This window comes from Amycolatopsis sp. TRM77291, assembly GCF_054166285.1.
Window position 1 is genome coordinate 4,909,801 of the sequence record NZ_JBSZHF010000001.1, and the last position, 22,729, is coordinate 4,932,529.

Genomic DNA, 22,729 nt, shown 5'->3' on the forward strand with positions numbered 1-22,729 from the left:
TACTTCACTAAATCGCAAAATTGACGCTCGTCGCCGGGGCTGCGAAGAATCTTCTTCAACGACGCGAACCCGAACGAAAGAGCCCACCGTGAAGAAACCAGTGCCCTTGATCGCCGCGCTCATCGCCGGATTGGCGCTGTCGGGCTGCGGCGCCTCCGCGGCTCCGGCCGGCGTGGCCGGGCAGCCGGAGAAGCTCGAACTCCGCTACCAAGGGTCGGCGAACAACGTCACCTTCCCCGAACTCGCCGAGGACCTCGGGTACTTCGGCCCGGTCAAACTCAAGTGGGTCGGCAACACGATCAGCGGGCCGCAGGACATCCAGTCCGCCGCGACCGACCAGACCGACTTCGGCGGCGCCTTCACCGGCGCGGTCGCCAAACTCGTCGACGCCGGCGCCCCGATCAAGGCCGTCGTCAACTACTACGGCTCCGACGAGAAGACCTTCTTGGGCTTCTACGTCAAGGAAGACAGCCCGATCCGCACGCCGCGCGACCTCATCGGCAAGAAGGTCGGCGTCAACACCGTCGGCGCGAACCTGGAGGCGGCCCTCGACACCTGGCTCAAGCGCAGCGGCCTCTCCGACGCCGAGATCGACCAGGTGCAACTGGTCGTCCTGCCGCCGATCAACACCGAACAGGCCTTGCGCAACGGCCAGATCGACGTCGCCGCGCTCAACGGCGTCCTGCAGGATCGCGCCCTCGCCGGAGGCGGCGTGCGACCGATCGTGAAGGACGTCGAGGCGTTCGGTCCCTACAACGGCGGGCCGTACGTGCTGCGGACCGACTTCATCAAGAAGTACCCGGAGACGACGAAGACCTTCGTCACCGGCGTGGCCAAGGCGATCGAATGGGCGCGCACCACACCACGCGACGAGGTGATCGCCCGGTTCACCAAGATCATCCAGAACCGGGGCCGCAACGAGAACACCGACACGCTCAAGTACTGGAAGAGCACCGGCGTCACCAAGGGCGGGCTGATCTCCGACCACGACTACACGCTCTGGACCGGCTGGCTCAAGCAGTCCGGCTTCATCAAGAACGACCAGGTCGACCTCAAGAAGATCTACACCAACGAGTTCAACCCGTACCGCGAAGGCGGTGGCGCATGACCGCCAAGATCAGTCTCCGCTCGGTCACCAAGACCTTCGGCACGCTGACCGCGCTGGACGACGTCTCCCTCGACATCGAGGACGGCACGTTCCTCTCGCTGGTCGGCCCCAGCGGTTCCGGCAAGTCCACGCTGCTCGATCTGCTCGGCGGGCTCGCGAAACCCACCTCCGGTGAGGTCCTGATCGACGGGAACCCGGTCACCGGGCCGGGATTGGACCGCGGGGTCGTGTTCCAGCAGTACGCGCTGTTCCCGTGGCGCACCGCCCGCGCCAACGTCGAGTTCGGCCTCGAAGGCGGCGCGCTGACCAAACGGCAGCGCGCGGACAGGGCGAGGGAATTCCTCGGCCTGGTCGGGCTTTCCGGCTTCGAAGACCATCTCCCCCATCAGCTTTCCGGTGGCATGAAACAACGGGTCGCGATCGCGAGAAGCCTCGCCTACGACCCGGACGTGCTGCTGATGGACGAGCCGTACGCCGCGCTGGACTCCCAGACCCGTGAACTGCTGCAGGAGGAACTGCGGCGGATCTGGCTGCGCACCGGCAAGACCATCGTCTTCATCACCCACAGCATCGAAGAAGCCGTCTATTTAGGACAGAAGGTCGCGGTGCTCACGTCGCGGCCGGGCAGGCTCAAGGACGTCGTCGACATCGATCTCGGTGACCGTTCGAACGACGACCTGCGCTCGGCACCCGCGTTCGTGGCCCATCGCCACCGGCTGTGGGAACTGCTGCACGACGAGATCCGGAGGGCCGCATGACCGCGACACTCGAAGCGCCGAAAGTCCACACTGGACCGAAAGCCACCGAGAAGCCCCGCAGGAAGAACCCGCTGCGCAAGGCGTTCCGCAGTTCGGCGGCGATCCTGCTCTTCCTCGCCGTCTGGGAGCTCGCTCCCCAATACGTGCTCGACGAAGGCACGAGGACCTTCCTGCCACCGTTGTCGGAAGACCTCGTCGCCCTCTGGGAACTCGTCCTCAACGGGCAGCTGGCCGACCATCTGCTGGCGAGCCTCGGCCGGTCCGCCGCCGGATTCGTGATCGCGGTGGGCGTCTCGGTGCCACTCGGCCTGCTGATCGCCTGGTACCGGCCACTCGCCGAGTTCCTGAACCCGCTGCTGGAGCTGGCCCGCAACACCGCCGCGCTGGCGCTGCTGCCGGTGTTCACGCTCCTGCTCGGCATCGGCGAGGTGTCCAAGATCGCGCTGATCGTCTACGCCTGCGTCTGGCCGGTGCTGCTCAACACGATCGCCGGGGTGAACACCGTGGATCCCTTGCTGGTCAAGGCCGCGCGTTCGCTCGGCCTGTCTAGTCCGAGCCTGTTCCGGAAGGTGATCCTGCCGTCGGCCGTGCCGACCATCTTCACCGGTATCCGGATGGCGGCGGCGTACTCGATCCTCATCCTGATCGCCGCCGAAATGGTCGGCGCCAAGGCCGGGCTCGGCTATCTGATCAACAACTCGCAGGTCAACTTCCAGATCCAGCAGATGTACGCCGCGATCATCACGGTTTCGGTGCTGGGCCTGGCCATCAACGCGGGCTTCGTCGCACTGGAGCGGCGGTTCTCCACCTGGCGGGTCAAGGAGAAGGCATGAAGCAACTACACCTCAACGCGTTCGTGATGCCGAACGGTCATCACGAGGCGGCATGGCGGCATCCCAGCACGGATCCGCATCGCGCCGCGACACTGCGGCACTACGTCGACATCGCGCGCACGGCGGAGCGCGGCAAGCTCGATTCACTGTTCCTGGCCGACGGCGTCGCCTTGTGGGGCAACGTCCGCTACAACTCGCACACCCTGTTCGAACCGCTGACCCTGTTGTCGGCGCTGGCCGGGGCGACGGAGCGCATCGGGCTGATCGCCACCGCGTCGACGACCTACAACGAGCCGTACCACCTGGCGCGGAAATTCGCGTCGCTCGACCACCTCAGCGGCGGGCGCGCGGGCTGGAACATCGTGACGTCGGCGGGAGAGGACGAGGCCCGCAACTTCAACCGCGACGCCCGCCCGGCACACGCGCTGCGCTACGAGCGCGCCTCCGAATTCCTCGAAGTGGCGAAGAAACTCTGGGACAGCTGGGACGACGGAGCGGCCGTCGTCGACAAAGCGACCGGGGTCTACGCCGACACCGACCGCATCCACCGGATCGACCACGACGGCACGCATTTCCAGGTGCGCGGGCCGCTGAACATCCCGCGTCCGGTGCAGGGTCATCCGTTGCTCGTCCAGGCCGGTTCTTCGGAGACGGGCAAGGAATACGCGGCCCGGTTCGCCGAGGCGGTGTTCACCGCGCAGCAGACATTCGCCGAGGGCAAGGCTTTCTACGACGACGTCAAGGGAAGGCTCGCGAAATACGGCCGCTCTCCCGGCGAGATCAAGATCCTGCCGGGGATCAGCCCGATCCTGGGCCGCACCGAGGCCGAGGCGAAGGAGCGCGAGGCCGAACTCAACGCCCTCATCACCCCCGCGTACGGCGTACGGCAGCTGTCGAACATGCTCGACCACGACCTGACGCCGTACCCGCTCGACGGTCCGCTGCCCGACGTCGGCACGTTCACCGAAGGCGCGCAGAGCCGGTTCGAGCTGGTCACCGGCCTGGCGAGGCGCGAGAACCTGACCATCCGCCAGCTCATCGAGCGGCTCGCGGGCGGCCGTGGGCACCGCGTGTTCGCCGGCACCGCCACGCAGGTCGCCGACCAGCTGGAGCACTGGTTCACCGAAGGCGCCGCGGACGGCTTCAACGTCATGCCGCCCACGCTTCCGGGTGGTCTCGAGGACTTCGTGGACCTCGTCGTCCCCGAGCTACAGAAGCGCGGCCTGTTTCGCACCGAGTACACCGCCACGACCTTGCGCGGCCACTACGGCCTCGCCCGCCCTGCCCACCGCACCCCAGTGAAGGAGCACGCCGCATGACCGCCATCGACACCCAGGTCGAGATCCGCAAGATCACCGGAAGGATCGGCGCGCACGTCCTCGGCGTCGACCCGGCCGGGGAACTCGACGCCGCGACCGTCGCGTTCCTCACCGAGGCCCTGCACGAGCACAAGGCGCTCATCTTCTCGGGCGTCGACCTCGACGACGCGGGCCAGCAGCGGTTCGGCGAACTGACCAAGGCGCATCCGACCGTCCCGTCCGTGGACGGCGAGCCCGCGATCCTGCCGGTCGACAGCGAGCAGGGCCGCGCGAACCAGTGGCACACCGACGTCACCTTCGTGCTCAACCCGCCGAAGGCCAGCACGCTGCGCAGCCTGGTCGTCCCTCCGTACGGCGGGGAAACGCTGATCGCCAACTCGGCCGCGGCGTACCGGGATCTACCCGAACCGCTCCGGGCGTTCGCGGACACGCTGCGCGCCGAGCACACCAACGACTACGACTACGCGAAGGCGCCGGAAACCCTCGACGAGGCGGAGCAGGAACGACGCAAAGTGTTCGTCTCGCAGAAGTTCCGCACGGTCCACCCGGTGGTGCGGGTGCATCCGGTGACCGGCGAGCGCGGGCTGTACATCGGCGGGTTCGCGCAGCGGATCATCGGGCTGTCGAAGGGCGAGTCGCGGGACGTCCTGCGGCTGCTGCAGTCCTACGTGACGCGGCCGGAGAACGTCGTCCGGGTGAGCTGGGAGCCGAACCAGCTGGTGCTGTTCGACAACCGCATCACCCAGCACTACGCCGTCGACAACTACGACGACCTGCCCCGCCGCCTGAACCGGGTGACCGTGGCGGGTGACGTGCCGGTGGGTATCGACGGGGTGCCGAGCGAATCCCTCGAAGGCGACGCTTCGCACTACTCCCCCGTCGCTTGACCGCGCGTATGAGGTAAGACTGGCGTCGTGAAGGACGATCGTCAGGTGGAAGCGCTCCTGCGGGAGCTGGCCCCGCAGGTCATCGGGTTGCTGGTGCGCAAGCACGGGCAGTTCGACGCCTGCGAGGACGCCGTCCAGGAAGCCCTGCTCGCGGCCGCGCAGCAATGGCCGGAGCAGGGCATCCCGGACAGTCCGAAGTCCTGGCTCGCGACGGTCGCCACCCGGCGGCTGGTGGACGAGTGGCGCAGCGAGAGCGCGCGACGGCGGCGCGAGGAGAACGACGCGCTGATGGCCCCCGCTCCAGCCACTGTGTCCGATTCGGACGACACGCTCACCGTCCTTTTCCTGTGCTGCCACCCTTCCCTGTCCCCGCCGTCGCAACTCGCGCTCACCCTGCGCGCCGTCGGCGGCCTGACCACGGGCGAGATCGCGAACGCCTTCCTCGTCCCGGAATCGACGCTGGCCCAGCGGATCAGCCGCGCGAAACAGACCATCAAGAAGGCGGGCGCCGAGTTCGTCCTGCCGCCCGCCGGGGAACTGGCCGAACGGCTCCGGGTCGTCCTCCAGGTGCTGTACCTGATCTTCAACGAGGGTTACACGACCAGCGGCGGCCCTGACCTGCACCGCGCGGACCTGACCGCCGAGGCGATCCGGCTGACCCGGTTGCTCCGGCGGTTGATGCCGGACGAGGACGAGGTCACCGGCCTGCTGGCGCTCATGCTGCTGACCGACGCCCGCCGCGCCGCCCGCGCGGGTGAGGACGGCTCGCTCGTCCCCCTCGCCGAGCAGGACCGTTCGCGCTGGAACGCGGAGATGATCGCCGAAGGTGTGTCGCTGGTGAGCGAGGCGCTGGAGGCGGGCCCGGTCGGGCCGTACCAGGTGCAGGCCGCGATCGCCGCCGTCCACGACGAGGCGGCCACCGCCGCCGACACGGATTGGCCCCAGATCCTCGCGCTCTACGACGTGCTCGAGAAGGTTTCTCCCGGCCCGGTCGTCACGCTCAACCGCGCCGTCGCGGTCGCCGAGGTCAACGGGCCGGAAGCGGGCCTCGAACTGCTGGCCACACTCGACGACGACAGCCGGATGAGCCAGACGCACCGGCTCGATTCCGTCCGCGGGCACCTGCTGGAACTGGCCGGGGACCCCGGCGCCGCGCGCGAGGCCTATCTCCGGGCCGCCGGCAAGACCGCGAGCGAACCGGAGAAGCGGTACCTGACGCGGCGGGCGGAGCGGCTCTACTAGGCCGTGTCCTCGGCCTTCCTGGCCGTGGCCATGGCGCGCTCGGTCTCCCAGAACGCGCGCATCGACACGATCAGCCCGTCCTCGCGCACCCGGTAGACGAACACGCCGTCGGTGTCGACGCGGTAGCCACCGGGCAGGTACGTCGTGATGGTGCCGACGTTCGCGACCTCGTCACCGGCCGCGTGCGAATCGCGGATGGTGAACTGGAAGCGTTCGACGTTCGCGATCGTCTTGTCCCAGAAGGCGCTGATCCCGTCCTGACCGTGGTGCCCCTTGCCCTCCTCGTCGAACATCGACGGGCCGACCGGGTCCTCGACGACGGCGTCTCCGGCGAAGAGCGCGAGCCAGGCGGCCTTGTCCCCGGCGGTGACGGCGGTCATCGAGCGGAACGCGGCCTGGCGCGCGGGCGGCTGCGCGGTGGCCGGATCCCAGCAGACGTCGACACCCATGTTCAGTCTCCGATCTTCGCGATGATCTCGTCGCCGAACTTCTTGATGGAATCGAGTTTCGGGCCGACTTCGGCGTCGAAACCGAGGCCGTCGAACACCCACGGCATGGTGATGATGTCGGTGACGCCGATGTCGCCCTGCTCGCGGTAGCCGTCGAGACCGAACTTGTCGATGCAGACGGCCTGGTACTCGAAGGGATCATCGGCGCGGCCCTGGTCGGCCAGCAGCCCGCGCAGCTTGCCGATCGTGTCGCGGAGGTCGTCGAACTTCATCATCGCCGAAGACCAGCCGTCGGCGACGCGCGCGGCCCGGCGCAGCGCAACGTCGGTGTGCCCGCCGATGTAGAACGGCACCCGCGACGGCGGCGTCGGGCTCATCCGGAGCTTGTCGAAGTCGAAGAACTCGCCGTGGAACTCGACCATCCCGCCGTCGAGGATCAGGCGCAGCACCTCGATGGCCTCGTCCACGCGTTTGCCGCGCTTCTCGTACGGCGCGCCGCACCAGCGGAACTCCTCCGGCGACCAGCCGACGCCGAGCCCGAGCCCGAAGCGGCCGCCGGTCAGCGCCGCGACCGAGTTGACCTGGCGGGCGAGCAGCACCGGGTTGCGGGAACCCAGTTTGAGCACGGACGTGTAGAAGGTGAGCCGTTCGGTGACCGCGCCCATCGACGCGGCCGCGATCAGCGGATCCGTCCAGGGCGTCTCCTCGGTCCAGAAGCGGCTGCCGTCGGGCGTGTACGGATAGTCGGCCGAGACCGTCTCGGAATAGAACAGGGAATCCGGGAGCGCGATCGAGGAGAAACCCGCCTCTTCGGCGGCCCGGGCGAGCTCGCCCAGCTGATCGAGCGGATTCATCGCGATCGACAGGGTGAACTTCATGGAGTCGAACTATAACGTGTTCTAGTTTCGCCCGCCAGTGCCCGCGGGGGAACCCCCGGCGGGTTCCCCGCGTTGATCCGGGCAAAGGCCGAACGATTCCTGGAGTGAACCAATGGGCACCGCGATCTTCCTGATCGTGCTCCTCGTCGTCGTGGTCGGCGGCGGCATCTACTTCGCGAAATCCCAGGCGGCGGCCAAGAAGCGCCAACTGGACGACGCGAAGGCGGACGCACGGCGCCTCGTCGAACGACTCGGCGGTCAGGTCATGAACCTCACCGGCACGGACACCGCCTCCCAGCAGGCGATGGCGGACGCGTCCGAACGCTTCACCGCGGCGGGCTCCCAGATGGAGCAGGCGCAGACCGTGGAGCAGGCCCGCCTCGTGCGCGAGACCGCCATCGAAGGGCTCTACTACGTCCGCGCGGCCCGCCTCGCGATGGGCATGGACCCCGGTCCGGAACTGCCCGGCAGCGAAGAGCGCGACCGGGCGGGCAAGGTCACCGAGTACCGCTCGGTCGACGTCGAGGGCGAGCACTACGAGGCTTCGCCGGACCCGAGCCAGCGGACGCCGCACTACTACCCCGGTGGTCGCGTGGCCGGCCGTCCGGTGCCGCAGGGCTGGTACAGCGAGCCGTGGTGGAAGCCCGCGCTCGTCGCCGGTGCCTGGGGACTCGGTTCGATGCTGCTGTTCAGCGCGATGTTCTCCGGTATGGCGGGGATCGCGAGCGCGTCGGCCTGGGAGTCGGGTTATGACGCGGGCCAGGAGGACGCCGGCGCCGGTGATGCCGGCGGCGACGCGGGCGGAGACATGGGCGGGGACACCGGCGGGTTCGACGGTGGCGGCTTCGATGGCGGCGGGTTCGACGGCGGAGGCTTCGACTTCTAACCCGCTTCAAGCGCTATCAAAGGTCCTTTCCTTGCGAAATCTGCAAGGAAAGGACCTTTCATAGCGTTCGGGGCCGGTTTCGGGCGGTTAGGCCACCGCTGACGAACGGGCGGCCGATCAGCCACGGCCTGGTCCGGCGCAGCCGGGCGTGGGGGGGGAGCCCCAAAAGCGGGACAAGAAAAANGCTCGGCGGCGGAGATCCTCTAGCCGCTTGGGTCGCATTTAGTCCTCTAAATGCGTGCAGTCGGCGTGCTCGGCCATGTCGCGAAAGCCACTTTCGGGACATCTGACGTCCCGAAAGTGGCTTTCGCGACACGAGCACCGCAGAGGTGCGACGTCCGCGTCGAGAGGCCGTCAGGCGGGCTGGCAGGTCGGGCACCAGAAGAGGTTCCGCGCCGCCAGATCGCTCCGCTGCACCGCCGTCCCGCACACGAGACAAGGCATCCCCTCGCGCCGGTAGACGTAGACCTCGCCTCCGTGCCGGTCCTGCCGCGGCGCGCGGCCCGTGACCTCGGGCAGATGCTCCGGCGCGACCGTGTCGATCCGTCCCACCCGGACACCGTGTCGCATGAGCGTCACGAGATCCGCCCACATGTCGTCCCACAGCCCGCGATCGAGCGCGCGGCCCGGGACGAGCGGGGCGACACCGTGCCGGAACAGCACCTCGGCGCGATACACGTTGCCGACGCCCGCCAGCACCGACTGGTCCATCAGCAGTGCCGCGATCGACGTCTTCGACCGCGAAATCCGCTCCCACGCCTTGTCCGGCTTCGCGTCGCGACGCAGCGGGTCCGGGCCCAGCCGTGCCTTGATCGCGTCGACCTGGGGCCGGTCGAGGAGTTCGCACCGGGTCGGGCCGCGCAGGTCGGCGAAGTGTGTCGGACCGGCCAGCCGCATCCGCACCTGCCCCACGGGTTCCGTAGTGGGCAGCGGCACGTCGGAGAACGTGCCGTAGAGGCCGAGGTGGACGTGCACCGTCCCGTGTGGACCGTAGTCGTGGAACAGATGCTTCCCGTACGCCTCGGCCTTCACCAGCACCCGGCCGTCCAAACGGGACGCTTCGGCGGCGAACCGTCCTTGTGGGCTGCTCACCTCGACCGGGTGACCGGCGAACCGGCGTTTGTGCAGACGTGCCAGACGATGGAGCGTGTGCCCCTCGGGCATGTCAGTGCTCGGGCAGCGGCGGCGGCCAGCCGGTGTTCTCGTAGTCCAGGATCTGCTGGACGCGGCGGCCGTGGCGCTCGTCCGGGCTCGGCGGGGTCGCGAGGAACGCCTCGACGATCTCCGTGGCCTCCTCGGTGGTGTGCATCCGCGCGCCGACACCGATCAGCTGGGCGTGGTTGTGCTCGCGGGTGAGCTTCGCGGTCTCGACGCTCCACGCGAGGCCGGCGCGAGCGCCCTTGACCTTGTTGGCCGCGATCTGCTCGCCGTTGCCGGAGCCGCCGACGACGATGCCGAGGCTGCCCTCGTCCGCGACGACGCGGCGGGCCGCCTCGATGCAGAACGCGGGGTAGTCGTCGGCCGCGTCGTAGACGAAGGGGCCGACGTCCTCGACGTCGTGGCCCTGCTCCTTGAGGTGGGCCACGAGGTGGTTCTTCAGTTCGAAACCGGCATGGTCGGAGCCAAGGTAAACACGCACAGCGCGGAGTCTGCCATCACGTTCCGGCGCGGGCATGCTGTGGGGGTGGACATCAGGCTCGAATGGGGAAGCGAGGGCGTCGCCGCCTTGGGCGCGGACTGCGCCGTGCTCATCGTCGTCGACGTGCTTTCCTTCTGCACCACAACCGATCTCGTGCTGGGCAACGGCGGCAGCGTGCTGCCCGTCCGTTGGCGCGATCACCGCGGCGAGGAGGCCGCGAAAGCGCGCGGTGCCATCCTCGCGGGTGAAAAACACTGGTCCTTGCGACCTTCGTCTGTGACGGAAATCCCTTCCGGCACACTCCTCGCGCTCCCCTCCCCCAACGGCGCCACACTCTGCGACGCCGCCGCCACGACCGGTGCCCAGGTGCTGGCGGGATGCCTGCGCAACGCGACCGCCGTCGCCGCTCGCGCGGCCGAGCTGGCGGATGGACGACCGATCGGCGTCATCCCGGCGGGGGAACGCTGGGGCATCGACATCCGCGACGAAGCCAAGACGTCCGGGCCGCTGAGGCCGTGCGTCGAGGACCAGCTCGGCGCGGGAGCGATCGTCGCGGCACTGGAGGGCTACGGCCGCCTGTCCGCCGAAGCCCGTCTCGCCGCCGCGGCGGCGAAAGCGATCGACATCGCCGAAGCACTGACAGAGTGTTCTTCAGGACGTGAACTCGCCGAGGCCGGGCACGCGAACGACGTGAAGCTGGCCGCGGAGCTCGACACAAGCAGCACAGTTCCGGTGCTGCGCAACGGAATTCTGGAGGATTCGTGATTTGGCTCGAACTCGCGGACGGCGTGTACGCCCGCCGTTACGAGGAGTTGGACCTGACCGTCGGCCTCGTCGTGGGCGGTGAACGCTGCCTGGTCGTCGACGTCCGCGGTGACGTCGACCAGGGTGCCGAACTGGCCGCGGCGGTCCGGGAGATCACGCCGCTGCCGTGGTCGGTCATCTACACCCACGCGCATTTCGACCACGCCTTCGGCACGACGGCGTTCCTGCCGTGTGACGTCTGGGCACACGAAGCGTGCCTCGCCGAACTGACCACCTTCGGCGAGGGCGCGCGGCGCAAGTGGATCCAGCACTACCTCGGCGAAAACCGGCCGGAGATGGCGGAAGCGCTGGAGCGCACCCAGATCACCCTGCCGGACAAGCCGGTCACCGACACCGCCGAGATCGACCTCGGCGGCCGCACCGTCGTGCTGCGGTTCCTCGGCCGGGCGCATACCGATCACGACCTGTTCGTGCACGTGCCCGACGCTGGGGTCGTCTTCGCGGGCGACGCGGTCGAGAACGCCGAGGCCGGCTTCAGCGCGTTCTCGTTCAACGACGGCAGTTTCCTGGCCGAATGGCCCGGCGTGATGGACGCGATCCTCGCGCTGGAGCCGAAGATCGTCGTGGCCGGCCACGGGGACCCCGTCGGCATCGAGTTCGTCGAGAAGCACCGCGACGGGCTGCGCGAACTCGTCGCGCTCAAGGCCCGGGTCGCGGCGGGAGACCTCACGACGGACGAAGCCGTCGCGAGGTCCTCCTACCCGGACGATGTCACCAGGGCCGCATTGGCGACCCCTTAGTCGAAGTTCAGCTCACCGGAGCGGGTGCGCTTCAGCTCGAAGAAGTCCGGGTAGCTCGCCAGCGCGCGGGCGCCGTCGAAGACCTTGACGGCGTCCTCGCCACGCGGGATCGAGCTGAGCACCGGGCCGAAGAAGGCGACGCCGTCGATGTGGATGGTCGGGGTGCCGACGTCCATTCCGACCGGATTCATACCTTCGTAGTGACTCTTTTTCAGCGCCTCGTCGTACTCGGCCGACTCCGCGGCCTCGGCCAGCTCGGCCGGCGCGCCGATGGCCTCGAGGGTCTCCTTGATGACCTTGGGGATGTCCTTGTCGCCCTGGTTGTGGTGGCGCGTGCCGAACTCCGTGTAGAAGTCGCGCAGCGCCTCCTCGCCGTTCTTCTGCGCCAGCGCGGTGGCGACGCGGACCGGGCCCCAGCCGCGGTCCAACAGCTCCTTGTACTGCTCAGGCAGGTCCTCACGACCGCTGTTGAGCTCGGACAGGCTCATGATCCGGAACCTCAGCTCGAGGTCGCGGTGCTTCTCCACCTCGAGGATCCAGCGCGAGCTGATCCAGGCGAAGGGGCAGATCGGATCGAAGTAGAAGTCGACCTTGGTCTTCTCGGACGGGGCGGTCATCAGGTTCTCCCAGTGCCATCGTCTTGGGCGGGCCGGTACACACACAGGGTGCTACACAGCGAGCCAACATCGCGGCCGTCGGCGTTGTTCCCGTCGTCAGCACGGGCCCCGACATGATTGGATGCCTGTAGTTGGAAACCAAAACCGATACCGATGACCAGAGGTGCCAGTGCCCGCCCCCAATCTGACCCGAGACCAAGCCAAGCTGCGCGCGGAGCTGCTCGACGTCGAGTCCTACGACATCGAGCTGGATCTGACCGACGGCCGCGGCGGTCCCGGTGAGAAGACCTTCACGTCGAAGACGACGATCAAGTTCGCCAGCGCCAGAAGCGGCGAAGCGTCGTGGGTCGACATCGTCGCCGAGGGGATCGAGTCGGCCGTCCTCAACGGGACGGAACTCGACGTCAGCGGGTACGTCGAGGACAAGGGCGTCGAGCTGCCCGGCCTCGCCGAGTCGAACGAGCTCGTCGTCGACGCGGTCTGCCGCTACATGAACACCGGCGAGGGCCTGCACCGGTTCGTCGACCCGGTCGACGACGGCGTCTACCTCTACACGCAGTTCGAGACCGCGGACGCGAAGCGCATGTTCGCCTGCTTCGACCAGCCCGACCTCAAGTCGGTCTACCGGCTCACCGTGATCGCGCCGAAGGACTGGAAGGTCATTTCGAACGCGCTGGTCGAGTCGGCCGAGGAGACCCCGGAAGGGGCCGTCCGCACGGTGTTCAAGGTGTCCGAGCGGATCTCGACGTACCTGGTCGCGCTGATCGCCGGCCCGTACAGCGAGTGGCGCGACGAGTACACCGACTCCCACCGCACGATCCCGCTGGGCATCTACTGCCGCGCCTCGCTCGCCGAGCACATGGACGCGGACAAGCTGTTCACCGAGACCAAGCAGGGTTTCGCCTTCTACCACGAGAAGTTCGCCACCCCGTACCCGTTCTCCAAGTACGACCAGCTGTTCGTGCCGGAGTTCAACGCGGGCGCGATGGAGAACGCCGGCGCGGTCACCTTCCTGGAGGACTACGTCTTCCGGAGCCGCGTCACCCGCTATGCCTACGAGCGCCGCGCCGAGACGCTGCTGCACGAGATGGCGCACATGTGGTTCGGCGACCTGGTCACCATGCGCTGGTGGGACGACCTGTGGCTGAACGAGTCGTTCGCGACCTTCGCGAGCGTGCTGGCACAGGCCGAGGCCACCGAGTACAAGAACGCGTGGACCAGCTTCGCGAACATCGAGAAGTCGTGGGCGTACCGGCAGGACCAGCTGCCCTCGACGCACCCGATCGCCGCGGACATCGTCGACCTGCACGCGGTCGAGGTGAACTTCGACGGCATCACCTACGCCAAGGGCGCGAGCGTGCTCAAGCAGCTCGTCGCCTATGTCGGGCTGGAGCACTTCCTCGAAGGCCTCAAGGTCTACTTCGGCAAGCACGCCTGGGGCAACGCGACCCTGGCGGATCTGCTGGGCGCCCTGGAAGAGGCTTCGGGCCGCGACCTGTCGTGGTGGAGCGCGCAGTGGCTGGAGACCACCGGTCTCAACTCGCTGAGCCCGCGCTACGAGATCGGCTCCGACGGCACGTACACCGCGTTCGCCGTCACCCAGACCGGCGCCAAGCCGGGTGCCGGTGAGCTGCGGACGCACCGGGTAGCGGTCGGCGTCTACGACGAGGACGAGAGCGGCAAGATCGTCCGCAAGCACCGCGTCGAGCTCGACGTCGACGGCGAGCGCACCGAGGTGCCGGCGCTGGTCGGTCTCCCGGCGGGCAAGCTCGTGCTGGTCAACGACGACGACCTGACCTACTGCACGATGCGGCTCGACCCGGCGTCGCTGACCACGCTGATCGACCGCATCGCCGACATCACCGAACCGCTGCCCCGCACGCTGTGCTGGTCGGCGGCGTGGGAGATGACGCGCGAGGCCGAGCTCAAGGCTCGCGACTTCGTCACCCTGGTGCAGCGCGGCGTGCACACCGAGACCGAGGTCGGCGTGGTGCAGCGGCTGCTGCTGCAGGCGCAGACGGCGCTGAACTCGTACGCGAACCCGGCGTGGGCGGCGGACAAGGGCTGGCCGGAGTTCTCCGCGCGGCTGCTGGAGCTGGCGCAGGGCGCGGAGGCCGGTTCGGACCACCAGCTGGCGTTCGTGAACTCGCTCGCCGGGTGCGTGCTCGACGACAAGACGCTGCGGATCATCGCGGGCTGGCTCGACGGCACCGCGCCGCTGGAAGGTCTCACCGTCGACACCGACCTGCGCTGGCGACTGCTGCACGCGCTCGTCGCGCACGGCAAGGCGGAGAACCCGGAGATCGACGCGGAGCTCGCCAAGGACGACACCGCCGCCGGACGACGTCAGGCGGAGCGCTCGCGGGCGCTGCGGCCGACCGAGGACGCGAAGGCCGACGCGTGGCAGCGGGCGGTGTACGACGACGAGCTGCCCAACGCGGTCAGTGACTCGCTCATCACCGGCTTCTCCCACCCGGGCCAGAAGCACCTGCTCGGCGGCTACGTGACGCGCTACTTCGAGGTCATCGACGAGGTGTGGCAGCGGCGCTCCAGCGAGCGTGCGCAGCCGACCGTGGTCGGGCTGTACCCGTCGTGGGCCGTCGAGCCCTCGACGGTGGAGGCGTCGGACGAGTGGCTGGCCGGGGAGCACCCGGCGGCGCTGCGCCGTCTCGTGTCGGAGGGCCGGGCCGGGATCGTGCGGGCGCTGGCCGCCCGTGAGTTCGACTCGCAGGCCGGGGTCTAGTCCCGTAACGCCGTGAAGGCCTCCTTCCCTACTCTCAAGGTAGGGAAGGAGGCCTTCACGGCGTAAAGCGTCAGTGCTGCGGAGCGCCCGCCTGGTCGCTCAGCATGCGGAGGGCGTTCACGAGACCGCCGATGAGGTCGCCTTCCTTGAAGGAAGCGACCATGCTGGCCACGGCGAGCTTCGCGCCGCGGTCGGGCAGGCGGTGCCGGGCCTGCGAGCCCGTCACGATCTCGATGACACGCTGGCCGGGCGACACGGCGACGACGACACCGTCGGCCGGGTTGTCGGTCGAGGCCAGCAGGCCTTCGGCGGTGGCGCGGGTGTCCTCGCCGAGGTCGCCGAGGTACACGCTGAAGTCCAGCCCGGTCTCGCGGCTGGCCAGCGTCAGCGCCTCGTCCAGCCGGGCAAGCTGCTGGGTGGTGAATGGGCTGATCGGACCAGCCGGTTCGTACATCTTGGCGGCGGAAATCCGGCCGCTGGAGGTAACGGCGGCGCCGTAACCGGGCTCTTCGTCAACAGCGGTGGACGAATGGGTCAGTTCACCAGTTGCCACGAGCGCCTCCCGTCACCGAAGCTCCGTCCGCCGCACCGACGGCGGTCGCGCCGCCCGCGTGCGAATGCCTGGCGCCGACACCGTCGGGGTTGGCGCTCCACCACATGGCCGGGTACTCCCACGGCTGCCCCGGCCGGTACCGGGCGACGCCCGCGCCCTTCGACCGCAGCGTGGCCACCCCGCACAGGGCGTAGATGACCAAGGGGATCACCGCGAAGACCAGGATCGTCTCGACAAGGTTCACGCGCGTGAGCGTATCCGATGGCGCGCGGCCGCACCCGCTGGCACGGCACCTACCGCTCATCGTCCGGAGGGGGCCGTCCGCCGCTTGCCGCGAAAGCGCTCCCACGTTGGGGCGAAGCCCGCAAGGCCGAAAGGTTGCAACTCAACGTACGGGCGGCCGCACCCGGCGCTGTCGTCTTGTCGCAGCCTTGAAATCCTCGTAGCTTTTTCACCTGTACGGGCCTTGCGCCCAGCTCCCCCACCCCAGCAGGTAACGCACCGGTCGCAGGAGGACATGTCATGCAGAGCACCCAGACACCCGGCCAGGCGATCATCGACGACATTTCGTCACTCTTCGAAATTGGATTCGTCCCCGGTACGCGTGTGACGGCGGGCACACGGGTTACGCGCGGTACTCGTGTCACTCGCGGTACGCGGGTCACCGCCGGCACCCGGGTGACCCGTGGCACCCGCGTCACCCGAGGCACCCGTGTCACCGCCGGAACCCGCGTCACCCGCGGAACGCGCGTCACTCGCGGCACCGGCGTGACGGCCGGAACCCGCGTCACGTGCGGCACGCGCGTCACCCGCGGAACCCGGGTCACCCGTGGCACCCGCGTCACCTGCCAGAGCGACTTCTCCCTCGCCGCCTGAGTCCGAGCACGACCGGTTAGCAGGGGACGGCGTACTCGTAACGAGCTCCACCACGGCATCATCGGCCCGCCCCGGCCGCCGCGAGGCAGCCGGGGCGCCGACGTGTTCGCGGTCGGATCAGGCCGCGGTGCCCAGGTACGGCCGCCACAACGGGTCGGCCTCCTTCGAATGCGCGAGCAGCCGCCAGTGCGGCCCGTGCGGGGCCCTNCATCAGCGGCCCGCCCCGGCCGCCGCGCGGCCGCGGGGGCGCCGACGTGTTCGCGGTCGGATCAGGCCGCGGTGCCCAGGTACGGCCGCCACAACGGGTCGGCCTCCTTCGAATGCGCGAGCAGCCGCCAGTGCGGCCCGTGCGGGGCCCTCGGCACGACGCGCAGGCGCCAGCCGATCTCGGAAAGCAGCTTGTCCGCCTTCCGGTGGTTGCACTTGGCGCAACAGGCCACGCAGTTCGTCCAGCTGTGGGGTCCGCCACGACTGCGCGGGACGACGTGGTCGATCGTCTCGGCCCGCCCTCCGCAGTAGGCGCAGCGGTACCGGTCGCGGTGCATCAGCCCGGCCCGGGTCAGCGGCACCTGCGCGCGGTAGGGCACGCGCACGTAGGTGCTCAGCCGGATCACCGAGGGCACGGGCAGCGAGACCGTGGCGGCGTGCAGTTCGAGCCCCGCCGGGTCTCCGTGCACCACCTCGGCCTTGCCGCACATCACGAGGACCACCGCCCGCCGCAACGGCAGTGCCGTCAGCGGTTCGAACGTGGCGTTCAACAGCAATACCCGTCTGCGGCCCCAGGACGACGCTGTCGTCGTAGTGGGTACCGCCGAAGTCGACGGGTCCCGCCCTCTACGCTGTCCGGGCGGGCGGGCAACACCCCCTGGCCGCGTTCCCGGCCCGCCCGGTGGAGCCCCGTGCGAGGGGGCACCTCCCGGATGTGCGCGCAACACGACCTCCGGCGCCTGTCCGGCCACGGCTTGGCTCGGGACGCCGAGGGGGATGGGTTGTCGGTCTGGCACTCGACCACCTCCACCGGTGCAGGCATAGTCGACCACAGATCAGCCCCAAAGTGCACGTGTGTTACTGGACGTGTCACATGCACGCGACCCGGCGGCCACATGATGTTGGCTGATCCGCATCCGCCGGGGACGAGCGGCGTGACCGGTCCCCGTCGAGTACGAAAGGACATTTCCTCTCCGTGAACCTGCTGCCCACCGAACCCCCGGCCTGCACGCGCGAGGCCGGCAGCCTGTGCTACCAGGTGTTCCAGGTCACAAAGAACGAATGGCTCTCCGCGTCGGCGGGCTGGCTGCTGACGAAGCCGCTGAGGATCCTGATGATCGTCGCCGTGGCGTTCCTGCTGCGGTATCTGGTGCGACGCCTGATCAACCGCGTGACGCGGATGCCGAACGGCGGTTCCTCGAAGCTGCCCGCCCTGTTGAGACCGCTGCGGGAGAAGGCTCCCGAGGTGCTCGGGTCGGCGGTGATGGAACGGCGCCGTCAGCGCGCCGCCACCATCGGCTCGGTGCTCAAGTCGATGGCGACGTTCCTGATCTACGGCCTCGCGTTCATCCTGGTGCTCGGTGAACTGGGCATCGACCTCGCGCCGATCATCGCTTCGGCGGGCATCGTCGGCGTGGCGCTCGGATTCGGTGCGCAGAACCTGGTCAAGGACTTCCTGTCCGGCATGTTCATGATGATCGAGGACCAGTACGGCGTCGGTGACGTCGTCGACGTCGGCGAGGCGTCCGGCACCGTCGAGGCCGTCGGCCTCCGGATCACCACCTTGCGTGACATCAACGGCACCGTCTGGTACGTCCGCAACGGCGAGGTGCTGCGGGTCGGCAACTCGAGCCAGGGCTTCGCGGTGGCCGTTGTCGACGTCCCGCTCAGCTACTCGGCCGACGTCGAGAAGGCCACCGAGCTGATGGCCGACAAGGCGAAGACGCTCCTGGAGAGTGAAGGGCTCGCACCGAACGTGCTGGAGCCGCCGGAGATGCTCGGCGTGGAGACCGTCACCCCCGAGAGCATCAAGCTCCGCCTGACGGTGAAGGTCCGGCCCGGCAAGCAGTGGGCCGTGCAGCGCGCGCTGCGTGCGCATCTGCTCGCCGCGCTCGACGAAGCCGGGTTCGAGCCGCCACTGGGGCGCTTTATGTCGTCCGGCCCCGCGGCCCAGTAGGACAAGGGCAGAATGGAGCTGTGTCCGTGACCGAACCTGACCCCACCACCCTGTACGAAGCGATCGGCGGTGAACCGGTCTTCACCCGGATCGTCGCGCGGTTCTACGCCGAAGTGGCGGTCGACGAGGTGCTTCGCCCGCTGTACCCCGAGGAGGACCTCGGCCCGGCCGAGGAGCGTTTCCGGCTGTTCCTCATGCAGTACTGGGGCGGCCCGCACACCTACTCGGACCAGCGCGGTCACCCGCGGCTGCGGATGCGGCACGCGCCGTTCAAGATCGGCCCGATCGAACGCGACGCCTGGCTGCGCTGCATCAAGATCGCGGTCGACGAGGAGAAGATCGAGGAGCCCTACCGCTCGCAGCTGTGGGCGTACCTCGAGATGGCCGCCAACAGCATGATGAACAGCTTCGTGTGATGGAACGCGACGTGGCTTGGTGGGCCCAAGCGGTCTTCTACCAGGTCTACGTACGCTCGTTCGCCGATTCGGACGGGGACGGCGTCGGTGACCTCGAAGGCATCCGCGGCAAGCTCGGGTACCTGGAGCTGCTCGGGGTCGACGCGTTGTGGCTGACGCCGTTCTACCGGTCCCCCATGGCCGACCACGGCTACGACATCGCCGACCCGCGCGACGTCGACCCGATGTTCGGCACCCTCGGCGATTTCGACGTCCTGCTGACCGAGGCGCACAAACGCGGCATCAAGGTCACCGTCGACGTCGTCCCCAACCACACCAGCAACACCCACGCCTGGTTCAAATCGGCGATGGCGGCGGCGCCGGGCAGCCCGGAACGGGATCGCTACATCTTCCGTGACGGGCTCGGCCCGCGCGGCGACCAGCCGCCGAACAACTGGGTCAGCGCGTTCGGCGGCCCGGCGTGGACGCGGGTCCCGGACGGCCAGTGGTACCTGCACCTGTTCTCGCCGCAGCAGCCAGACCTGAACTGGGCCAACCACGAGGTCGCCGCCGATCTGGAGCGGACCCTGCGGTTCTGGCTGGACCACGGCGTGGACGGTTTCCGCGTCGACGTCGCGCACGGCATGGCGAAACCGCCGGGCCTGCCGGACATGGACCCACGGGTGAACGCGATCGGGCCGAGCGAGTTCTACGATCCGCGGTTCGACAACGACCGCGTCCACGAGATCCACCAGATGATCCGCAAGGTGCTCGACGAGTACCCGGGCACCATGGCCGTCGGCGAGATCTGGGTGACCGACGAGGAACGGCTCGCGCGCTACCTGCGGCCGGACGAGCTACATCTGGCGTTCAACTTCCGGCTCGTGCTCACGCATTTCGACGCGGACGCGCTGCGGACGGCCATCGAGCGGTCGCTGGCGGTGCCGAAATCCGCCGGGGCGCCCGCCACCTGGACGTTGGGCAACCACGACGTCTGGCGGCAGGTCAGCCGGTACGGCGACGGCGAACGCGGCGTCCGGCGCGCGCGGGCGATGGCGCTCGTCGAGCTCGCGCTGCCCGGAGCGGTCTATCTGTACAACGGCGAAGAACTCGGGCTCGGCAACGTCGACATCCCGCCCGACGCGGTCGCGGACCCCCGGGCCAAGACCTCCGGCCCCGAGTTCGGCCGGGACGCGTCACGGGTGCCGCTGCCGTGGGAAGGCGACCTGCCGCCGTTCGGGTTCTCGCGCAATCCGCGCACGTGGCTGCCGATGCCCGCTTCGTGGGCTTCGGTGACCGTGGAAGCGCAGCTGGAGGATCCGGCGTCGACGCTGTCGCTGTACCGGCGGGCGATCGAGATCCGCAAGTCGCACAAGGCCTTCCGCGGCGACGACCTCGAGTGGTACGGCGCGCCCGCGGGGTGTTTCGCGTTCCGGCGGCGGGGCGGCGGGCTGGTGTGCGCGCTGAACACGTCGGCGAGCCCGATCGCGCTGCCGCCCGGTGAGGTGCTGCTGTCGAGCGTTCCGCTGGTGAACGGGAAACTGCCGCCGGACGCGGCCGCCTGGCTCGTCTGAACCAGGCGGCCGCTACCGGACTACTTGTTGAAGCCCGGGTGCAGCTTGTACTGCGTCTGGGCGTTGAACTCGTTCTGCCGGACGAGCTTCGCCGGGAAGGTCCGCCAGTCGTTGAGGTCCAGGACGTCCAGGCCCTTCACGATGTCGGACGAGTAGATGTGGCCGTTGTACCAGTACGCGGACCACGTGCCACCGCCGACGAGCTTCTCGTTCGAGAGCGGGCCACGCTCCCAGAACGCGATCTCCTTCGGGTTCTTCGCGTCGGTGAAGTCCCACACCGAGACGCCGCCCTGGTACCAGGACTGGACCATGATGTCCTTGCCCGGCACCGGGATGAGCGAGCCGTTGTGCGCCACGCAGTTCTCGGTCTCGGACTGCAGCCGCGGGATCTTGTAATAGCTGACGAACTCCAGCTTGCGGTCGTCGCCGCGGCCGGTGATCTGGTAGATGCCGTTGGCGCCGCGGGTGGAGCCGAACTTCTCCAGGCAGGTCGCCATCCCGCCGCCGCCGAGCTCGTCGGTGAAGACGATCTTGGTGGCGTCGTTGTTGAAGGTGGCGCTGTGCCAGAACGCGAAGTTCACGTTGTCCTGCACGCGGTTGAGCACCCGCGGCTTGAGCCGGTCGGAAATGTCGAGCAGGACGCCGTCACCCATGCAGGCACCGGCCATCAGGTCCTTCTCCGGCAGCGCCGTCAGGTCGTGGCAGCCGGTGGTCGGCGACCGGCGGGTGCCGTCGGGGTTCGTGCCGCCGGGGTTGCCGCCGCCTTCGGTGGCCGGGAACAGCACCGGGGTCGCGACGAGCGCGGCCTTCGCCGGGTCCTTCACGGGGACCTTGATGATCGACAGCTTGTCGTGCGGCGGCTGGCAGTCGGGCAGGTTGGCCGCCGGCGCGTACGACGAGACGTAGATGTAGACGTCCTTGCCGCGCTTGTCCGGCACCAGGGTGTTGGTGTGCGAACCGCAGTCCGTCTCGATCGCCGCGACGTACTTGGGCGCCGCGAGGTTCGAGATGTCGAAGATCTTGATGCCCTCCCACGACGTCTTGTCCGAGGCGGGCTTCGAGACGCTGTTGCACGAGTTGTCGCTGCGCGACGCGTCGGTCGACAGGAAGAGCAGGTCGCCGGAGATCGACACGTCGTTCTGCCCGCCGGGGCACAGGACCTGGCTGACGATCTTCGGGCGGTACGGGTTGCGGACGTCGTAGACGTTGAACCCGTCGTAGGTGCCGACGATCGCGTGCCCCTTCGTGAACGCGATGTCGGTGCCGGTCGAGTCCTTGGTGAACGGTCCCTGCTGCGGGACGTTCGCGATCGACCGGAGGTTGGGGCTGTGGACGATCTCGTCCACGCCCGGAATCGCGGTCGCCGACGGTTCGGCGATGACGGCCGGCGCGGCGAGCGCGCTGGAGGCCCCGAGGGCGGCGACTGCGGCCGCCGACACGAAGACCCTGGTCAAGCGGCGTTTCAGCCCAGGCTGCAGCACGATATGGCTCTCCTTCCACCCAGCTTTACGCGCACCTTATTCCTTATTTAGGCTCAACAGATACCGACCAACGGAGGAACTCCCGGGATGAGAAAAAGTTTGACATCGGCACTGGTCGCCGCTGCTTTCGTAGTCTCGGGCTGCACCGGCGACGAAACCCCGGCGCAACCGGCCCAAAGTGCTCCGGTGATCGTGCCCGGGAAGCCCGGAGAGCAGGCGGGCACCGGTTCCCCCGGGCCGGTGAACCGCGATCAGCCCAACGAGGCCGACGTCGAGTACATGACGATGATGATCCCCCACCACCAGCAGGCGAAGGTGATGACGGATCTGGTGCCGGGCAAGACGGCGAACGAGCAGATCCGGGCGATCGCCGGGCGGATCTCGGTCGCGCAGGACGGCGAGGTCACGATGATGAAGACCTGGCTGTCCGACCGCGGCAAGCCGGTGCCCGGCGAAGGACACGCGGGCCACGGCGGCGGGCACGATCACGCGCTCATGCCGGGGATGGCGACCGACGCCCAGCTGGCGGATCTGCGCGCGGCGAACGGGGTGGCGTTCGAAAAGCTGTTCCTCGACCTGATGATCGCGCATCACCAGGGCGCGCTGACCATGGCCGAAGCCCAGCTCGGCAAGGGTGTGGAGATCAAGGCGCAGGAGATGGCGCAGGAGGTCATCACCGGCCAGTCCGCCGAGATCGAGCGCATGAAGACGATGCGCTCGAAGCTCTGATCCCTCGCGTTTAGTCCTCTGGATGCGGTAGTT

Annotated in this window: 23 protein-coding genes; 14 read left to right on the top strand and 9 right to left on the bottom strand. The window is 68.6% G+C overall.

Annotated elements, in window-relative coordinates; genetic code table 11:
- Nucleotides 1-88: 88 nt before the first annotated feature.
- Genes ACXIZN_RS22690 through ACXIZN_RS22715 form a run of 6 tightly spaced genes read left to right on the top strand, consistent with a single transcriptional unit; the run spans nucleotide 89 to nucleotide 6,147 of the window.
- Entirely contained in the window at nucleotides 89-1,108 is a 1,020-nt protein-coding gene (locus tag ACXIZN_RS22690; RefSeq protein ID WP_457956745.1) for an ABC transporter substrate-binding protein, read from the top strand.
- Entirely contained in the window at nucleotides 1,105-1,866 is a 762-nt protein-coding gene (locus tag ACXIZN_RS22695; protein WP_457956747.1) for an ABC transporter ATP-binding protein, read from the top strand. The genes ACXIZN_RS22690 and ACXIZN_RS22695 overlap by 4 nt, the downstream gene beginning before the upstream one ends.
- Nucleotides 1,863-2,699: an ABC transporter permease gene (locus ACXIZN_RS22700; RefSeq protein WP_457956749.1), complete on the top strand. Its 837-nt coding sequence runs from the start codon at nucleotides 1,863-1,865 to the stop codon at nucleotides 2,697-2,699. The genes ACXIZN_RS22695 and ACXIZN_RS22700 overlap by 4 nt, the downstream gene beginning before the upstream one ends.
- Complete coding sequence (locus tag ACXIZN_RS22705) at nucleotides 2,696-4,018, top strand: LLM class flavin-dependent oxidoreductase (protein ID WP_457956750.1); 1,323 nt, start codon at nucleotides 2,696-2,698, stop codon at nucleotides 4,016-4,018. The genes ACXIZN_RS22700 and ACXIZN_RS22705 overlap by 4 nt, the downstream gene beginning before the upstream one ends.
- Entirely contained in the window at nucleotides 4,015-4,905 is an 891-nt protein-coding gene (locus ACXIZN_RS22710; protein WP_457956751.1) for a TauD/TfdA dioxygenase family protein, read from the top strand. The genes ACXIZN_RS22705 and ACXIZN_RS22710 overlap by 4 nt, the downstream gene beginning before the upstream one ends.
- Before the next feature lie 27 nt (nucleotides 4,906-4,932).
- Nucleotides 4,933-6,147 (top strand): RNA polymerase sigma factor, encoded by a 1,215-nt coding sequence (locus ACXIZN_RS22715; protein WP_457956752.1) that lies wholly within the window; start codon nucleotides 4,933-4,935, stop codon nucleotides 6,145-6,147.
- Here the strand turns inward: ACXIZN_RS22715 and ACXIZN_RS22720 are convergent.
- Together ACXIZN_RS22720 and ACXIZN_RS22725 are read right to left on the bottom strand one after the other, a co-directional pair.
- Nucleotides 6,144-6,596, bottom strand: coding sequence for a nuclear transport factor 2 family protein (locus ACXIZN_RS22720; protein ID WP_457956753.1), 453 nt, complete (start codon nucleotides 6,594-6,596; stop codon nucleotides 6,144-6,146). The two genes, ACXIZN_RS22715 and ACXIZN_RS22720, sit on opposite strands and share 4 nt — an antisense overlap.
- Nucleotides 6,597-6,598: 2 nt before the next feature.
- A complete protein-coding gene (locus tag ACXIZN_RS22725) occupies nucleotides 6,599-7,474 on the bottom strand; it encodes a TIGR03619 family F420-dependent LLM class oxidoreductase (protein ID WP_457956755.1) in 876 nt (291 codons plus the stop codon).
- Nucleotides 7,475-7,586: 112 nt separating this feature from the next.
- On the opposite strand from ACXIZN_RS22725, the gene ACXIZN_RS22730 reads away from it, so the two are divergent.
- Nucleotides 7,587-8,360: a hypothetical protein gene (locus ACXIZN_RS22730; protein ID WP_457956756.1), complete on the top strand. Its 774-nt coding sequence runs from the start codon at nucleotides 7,587-7,589 to the stop codon at nucleotides 8,358-8,360.
- A 354-nt stretch (nucleotides 8,361-8,714) separates the two neighbouring features.
- Here the strand turns inward: ACXIZN_RS22730 and ACXIZN_RS22735 are convergent, their stop codons facing one another.
- On the bottom strand, nucleotides 8,715-9,524 hold the full coding sequence (locus ACXIZN_RS22735) for an Fpg/Nei family DNA glycosylase (protein WP_457956757.1): 810 nt from the start codon (nucleotides 9,522-9,524) through the stop codon (nucleotides 8,715-8,717).
- A gap of 1 nt (nucleotide 9,525) precedes the next feature.
- Nucleotides 9,526-9,999, bottom strand: coding sequence for a ribose-5-phosphate isomerase (locus ACXIZN_RS22740; RefSeq protein ID WP_007034718.1), 474 nt, complete (start codon nucleotides 9,997-9,999; stop codon nucleotides 9,526-9,528).
- On the opposite strand from ACXIZN_RS22740, the gene ACXIZN_RS22745 reads away from it, so the two are divergent.
- Together ACXIZN_RS22745 and ACXIZN_RS22750 are read left to right on the top strand one after the other, a co-directional pair.
- Complete coding sequence (locus tag ACXIZN_RS22745) at nucleotides 9,919-10,764, top strand: 2-phosphosulfolactate phosphatase (RefSeq protein ID WP_457956758.1); 846 nt, start codon at nucleotides 9,919-9,921, stop codon at nucleotides 10,762-10,764. The two genes, ACXIZN_RS22740 and ACXIZN_RS22745, sit on opposite strands and share 81 nt — an antisense overlap.
- Nucleotides 10,761-11,564, top strand: coding sequence for an MBL fold metallo-hydrolase (locus ACXIZN_RS22750; RefSeq protein WP_457956759.1), 804 nt, complete (start codon nucleotides 10,761-10,763; stop codon nucleotides 11,562-11,564). The genes ACXIZN_RS22745 and ACXIZN_RS22750 overlap by 4 nt, the downstream gene beginning before the upstream one ends.
- On the opposite strand, the gene ACXIZN_RS22755 is transcribed toward ACXIZN_RS22750, so the two are convergent.
- Entirely contained in the window at nucleotides 11,561-12,181 is a 621-nt protein-coding gene (locus ACXIZN_RS22755; RefSeq protein WP_457956760.1) for a mycothiol-dependent nitroreductase Rv2466c family protein, read from the bottom strand. The genes ACXIZN_RS22750 and ACXIZN_RS22755 overlap by 4 nt on opposite strands.
- A 169-nt stretch (nucleotides 12,182-12,350) precedes the next feature.
- On the opposite strand from ACXIZN_RS22755, the gene pepN reads away from it, so the two are divergent.
- Nucleotides 12,351-14,924, top strand: coding sequence for an aminopeptidase N (gene pepN, locus ACXIZN_RS22760; protein ID WP_457956762.1), 2,574 nt, complete (start codon nucleotides 12,351-12,353; stop codon nucleotides 14,922-14,924).
- 70 nt (nucleotides 14,925-14,994) lie between these two features.
- Here the strand turns inward: pepN and ACXIZN_RS22765 are convergent, their stop codons facing one another.
- From ACXIZN_RS22765 to ACXIZN_RS22775, 3 genes are all read right to left on the bottom strand, one after another.
- Nucleotides 14,995-15,477 carry a DUF5130 family protein gene (locus ACXIZN_RS22765; RefSeq protein WP_457956763.1) on the bottom strand — a complete coding sequence of 161 codons (483 nt, stop codon included), beginning with the start codon at nucleotides 15,475-15,477 and terminating at the stop codon, nucleotides 14,995-14,997.
- The gene (gene ctaJ / locus ACXIZN_RS22770) at nucleotides 15,464-15,721 is read right to left on the bottom strand and encodes an aa3-type cytochrome oxidase subunit CtaJ (RefSeq protein WP_034313897.1); all 258 of its coding nucleotides are present in this window, start codon (nucleotides 15,719-15,721) and stop codon (nucleotides 15,464-15,466) included. Before ctaJ ends, ACXIZN_RS22765 begins: the two co-directional genes overlap by 14 nt.
- Before the next feature lie 901 nt (nucleotides 15,722-16,622).
- Nucleotides 16,623-17,117 (bottom strand): HNH endonuclease, encoded by a 495-nt coding sequence (locus ACXIZN_RS22775; RefSeq protein WP_007034711.1) that lies wholly within the window; start codon nucleotides 17,115-17,117, stop codon nucleotides 16,623-16,625.
- Nucleotides 17,118-17,536: 419 nt separating this feature from the next.
- Between ACXIZN_RS22775 and ACXIZN_RS22780 the strand changes: the two genes are divergently transcribed.
- Genes ACXIZN_RS22780 through ACXIZN_RS22790 form a run of 3 tightly spaced genes read left to right on the top strand, consistent with a single transcriptional unit; the run spans nucleotide 17,537 to nucleotide 20,486 of the window.
- Nucleotides 17,537-18,517: a mechanosensitive ion channel family protein gene (locus tag ACXIZN_RS22780; RefSeq protein WP_126729832.1), complete on the top strand. Its 981-nt coding sequence runs from the start codon at nucleotides 17,537-17,539 to the stop codon at nucleotides 18,515-18,517.
- Nucleotides 18,518-18,537: 20 nt separating this feature from the next.
- Nucleotides 18,538-18,933, top strand: a complete 396-nt coding sequence (locus ACXIZN_RS22785; RefSeq protein WP_034313889.1) for a globin — start codon at nucleotides 18,538-18,540, stop codon at nucleotides 18,931-18,933.
- The gene (locus tag ACXIZN_RS22790) at nucleotides 18,933-20,486 is read left to right on the top strand and encodes a glycoside hydrolase family 13 protein (RefSeq protein WP_457956764.1); all 1,554 of its coding nucleotides are present in this window, start codon (nucleotides 18,933-18,935) and stop codon (nucleotides 20,484-20,486) included. Before ACXIZN_RS22785 ends, ACXIZN_RS22790 begins: the two co-directional genes overlap by 1 nt.
- A 20-nt stretch (nucleotides 20,487-20,506) precedes the next feature.
- Here ACXIZN_RS22790 and ACXIZN_RS22795 read toward each other — a convergent pair whose 3' ends face one another.
- Nucleotides 20,507-21,967, bottom strand: a complete 1,461-nt coding sequence (locus ACXIZN_RS22795) for an LVIVD repeat-containing protein (RefSeq protein WP_457956765.1) — start codon at nucleotides 21,965-21,967, stop codon at nucleotides 20,507-20,509.
- An 87-nt stretch (nucleotides 21,968-22,054) separates the two neighbouring features.
- Here ACXIZN_RS22795 and ACXIZN_RS22800 point away from each other — a divergent pair, with 87 nt between their 5' ends.
- Entirely contained in the window at nucleotides 22,055-22,696 is a 642-nt protein-coding gene (locus ACXIZN_RS22800; RefSeq protein ID WP_457956766.1) for a DUF305 domain-containing protein, read from the top strand.
- Nucleotides 22,697-22,729: the final 33 nt, after the last annotated feature.

Excerpts from the sequence above, each read along its gene's own strand:
- ACXIZN_RS22695 (WP_457956747.1), top strand. The coding sequence starts at position 1,105 with ATGACCGCCAAGATCAGTCTCCGCTCGGTCACCAAGACCTTCGGCACG.
- ACXIZN_RS22700 (WP_457956749.1), top strand. The coding sequence starts at position 1,863 with ATGACCGCGACACTCGAAGCGCCGAAAGTCCACACTGGACCGAAAGCC.
- ACXIZN_RS22705 (WP_457956750.1), top strand. The coding sequence starts at position 2,696 with ATGAAGCAACTACACCTCAACGCGTTCGTGATGCCGAACGGTCATCAC.
- ACXIZN_RS22710 (WP_457956751.1), top strand. The coding sequence starts at position 4,015 with ATGACCGCCATCGACACCCAGGTCGAGATCCGCAAGATCACCGGAAGG.
- ACXIZN_RS22720 (WP_457956753.1), bottom strand. The coding sequence starts at position 6,596 with ATGGGTGTCGACGTCTGCTGGGATCCGGCCACCGCGCAGCCGCCCGCG.
- ACXIZN_RS22725 (WP_457956755.1), bottom strand. The coding sequence starts at position 7,474 with ATGAAGTTCACCCTGTCGATCGCGATGAATCCGCTCGATCAGCTGGGC.
- ACXIZN_RS22730 (WP_457956756.1), top strand. The coding sequence starts at position 7,587 with ATGGGCACCGCGATCTTCCTGATCGTGCTCCTCGTCGTCGTGGTCGGC.
- ACXIZN_RS22735 (WP_457956757.1), bottom strand. The coding sequence starts at position 9,524 with ATGCCCGAGGGGCACACGCTCCATCGTCTGGCACGTCTGCACAAACGC.
- ACXIZN_RS22755 (WP_457956760.1), bottom strand. The coding sequence starts at position 12,181 with ATGACCGCCCCGTCCGAGAAGACCAAGGTCGACTTCTACTTCGATCCG.
- ACXIZN_RS22790 (WP_457956764.1), top strand. The coding sequence starts at position 18,933 with ATGGAACGCGACGTGGCTTGGTGGGCCCAAGCGGTCTTCTACCAGGTC.
- ACXIZN_RS22800 (WP_457956766.1), top strand. The coding sequence starts at position 22,055 with ATGAGAAAAAGTTTGACATCGGCACTGGTCGCCGCTGCTTTCGTAGTC.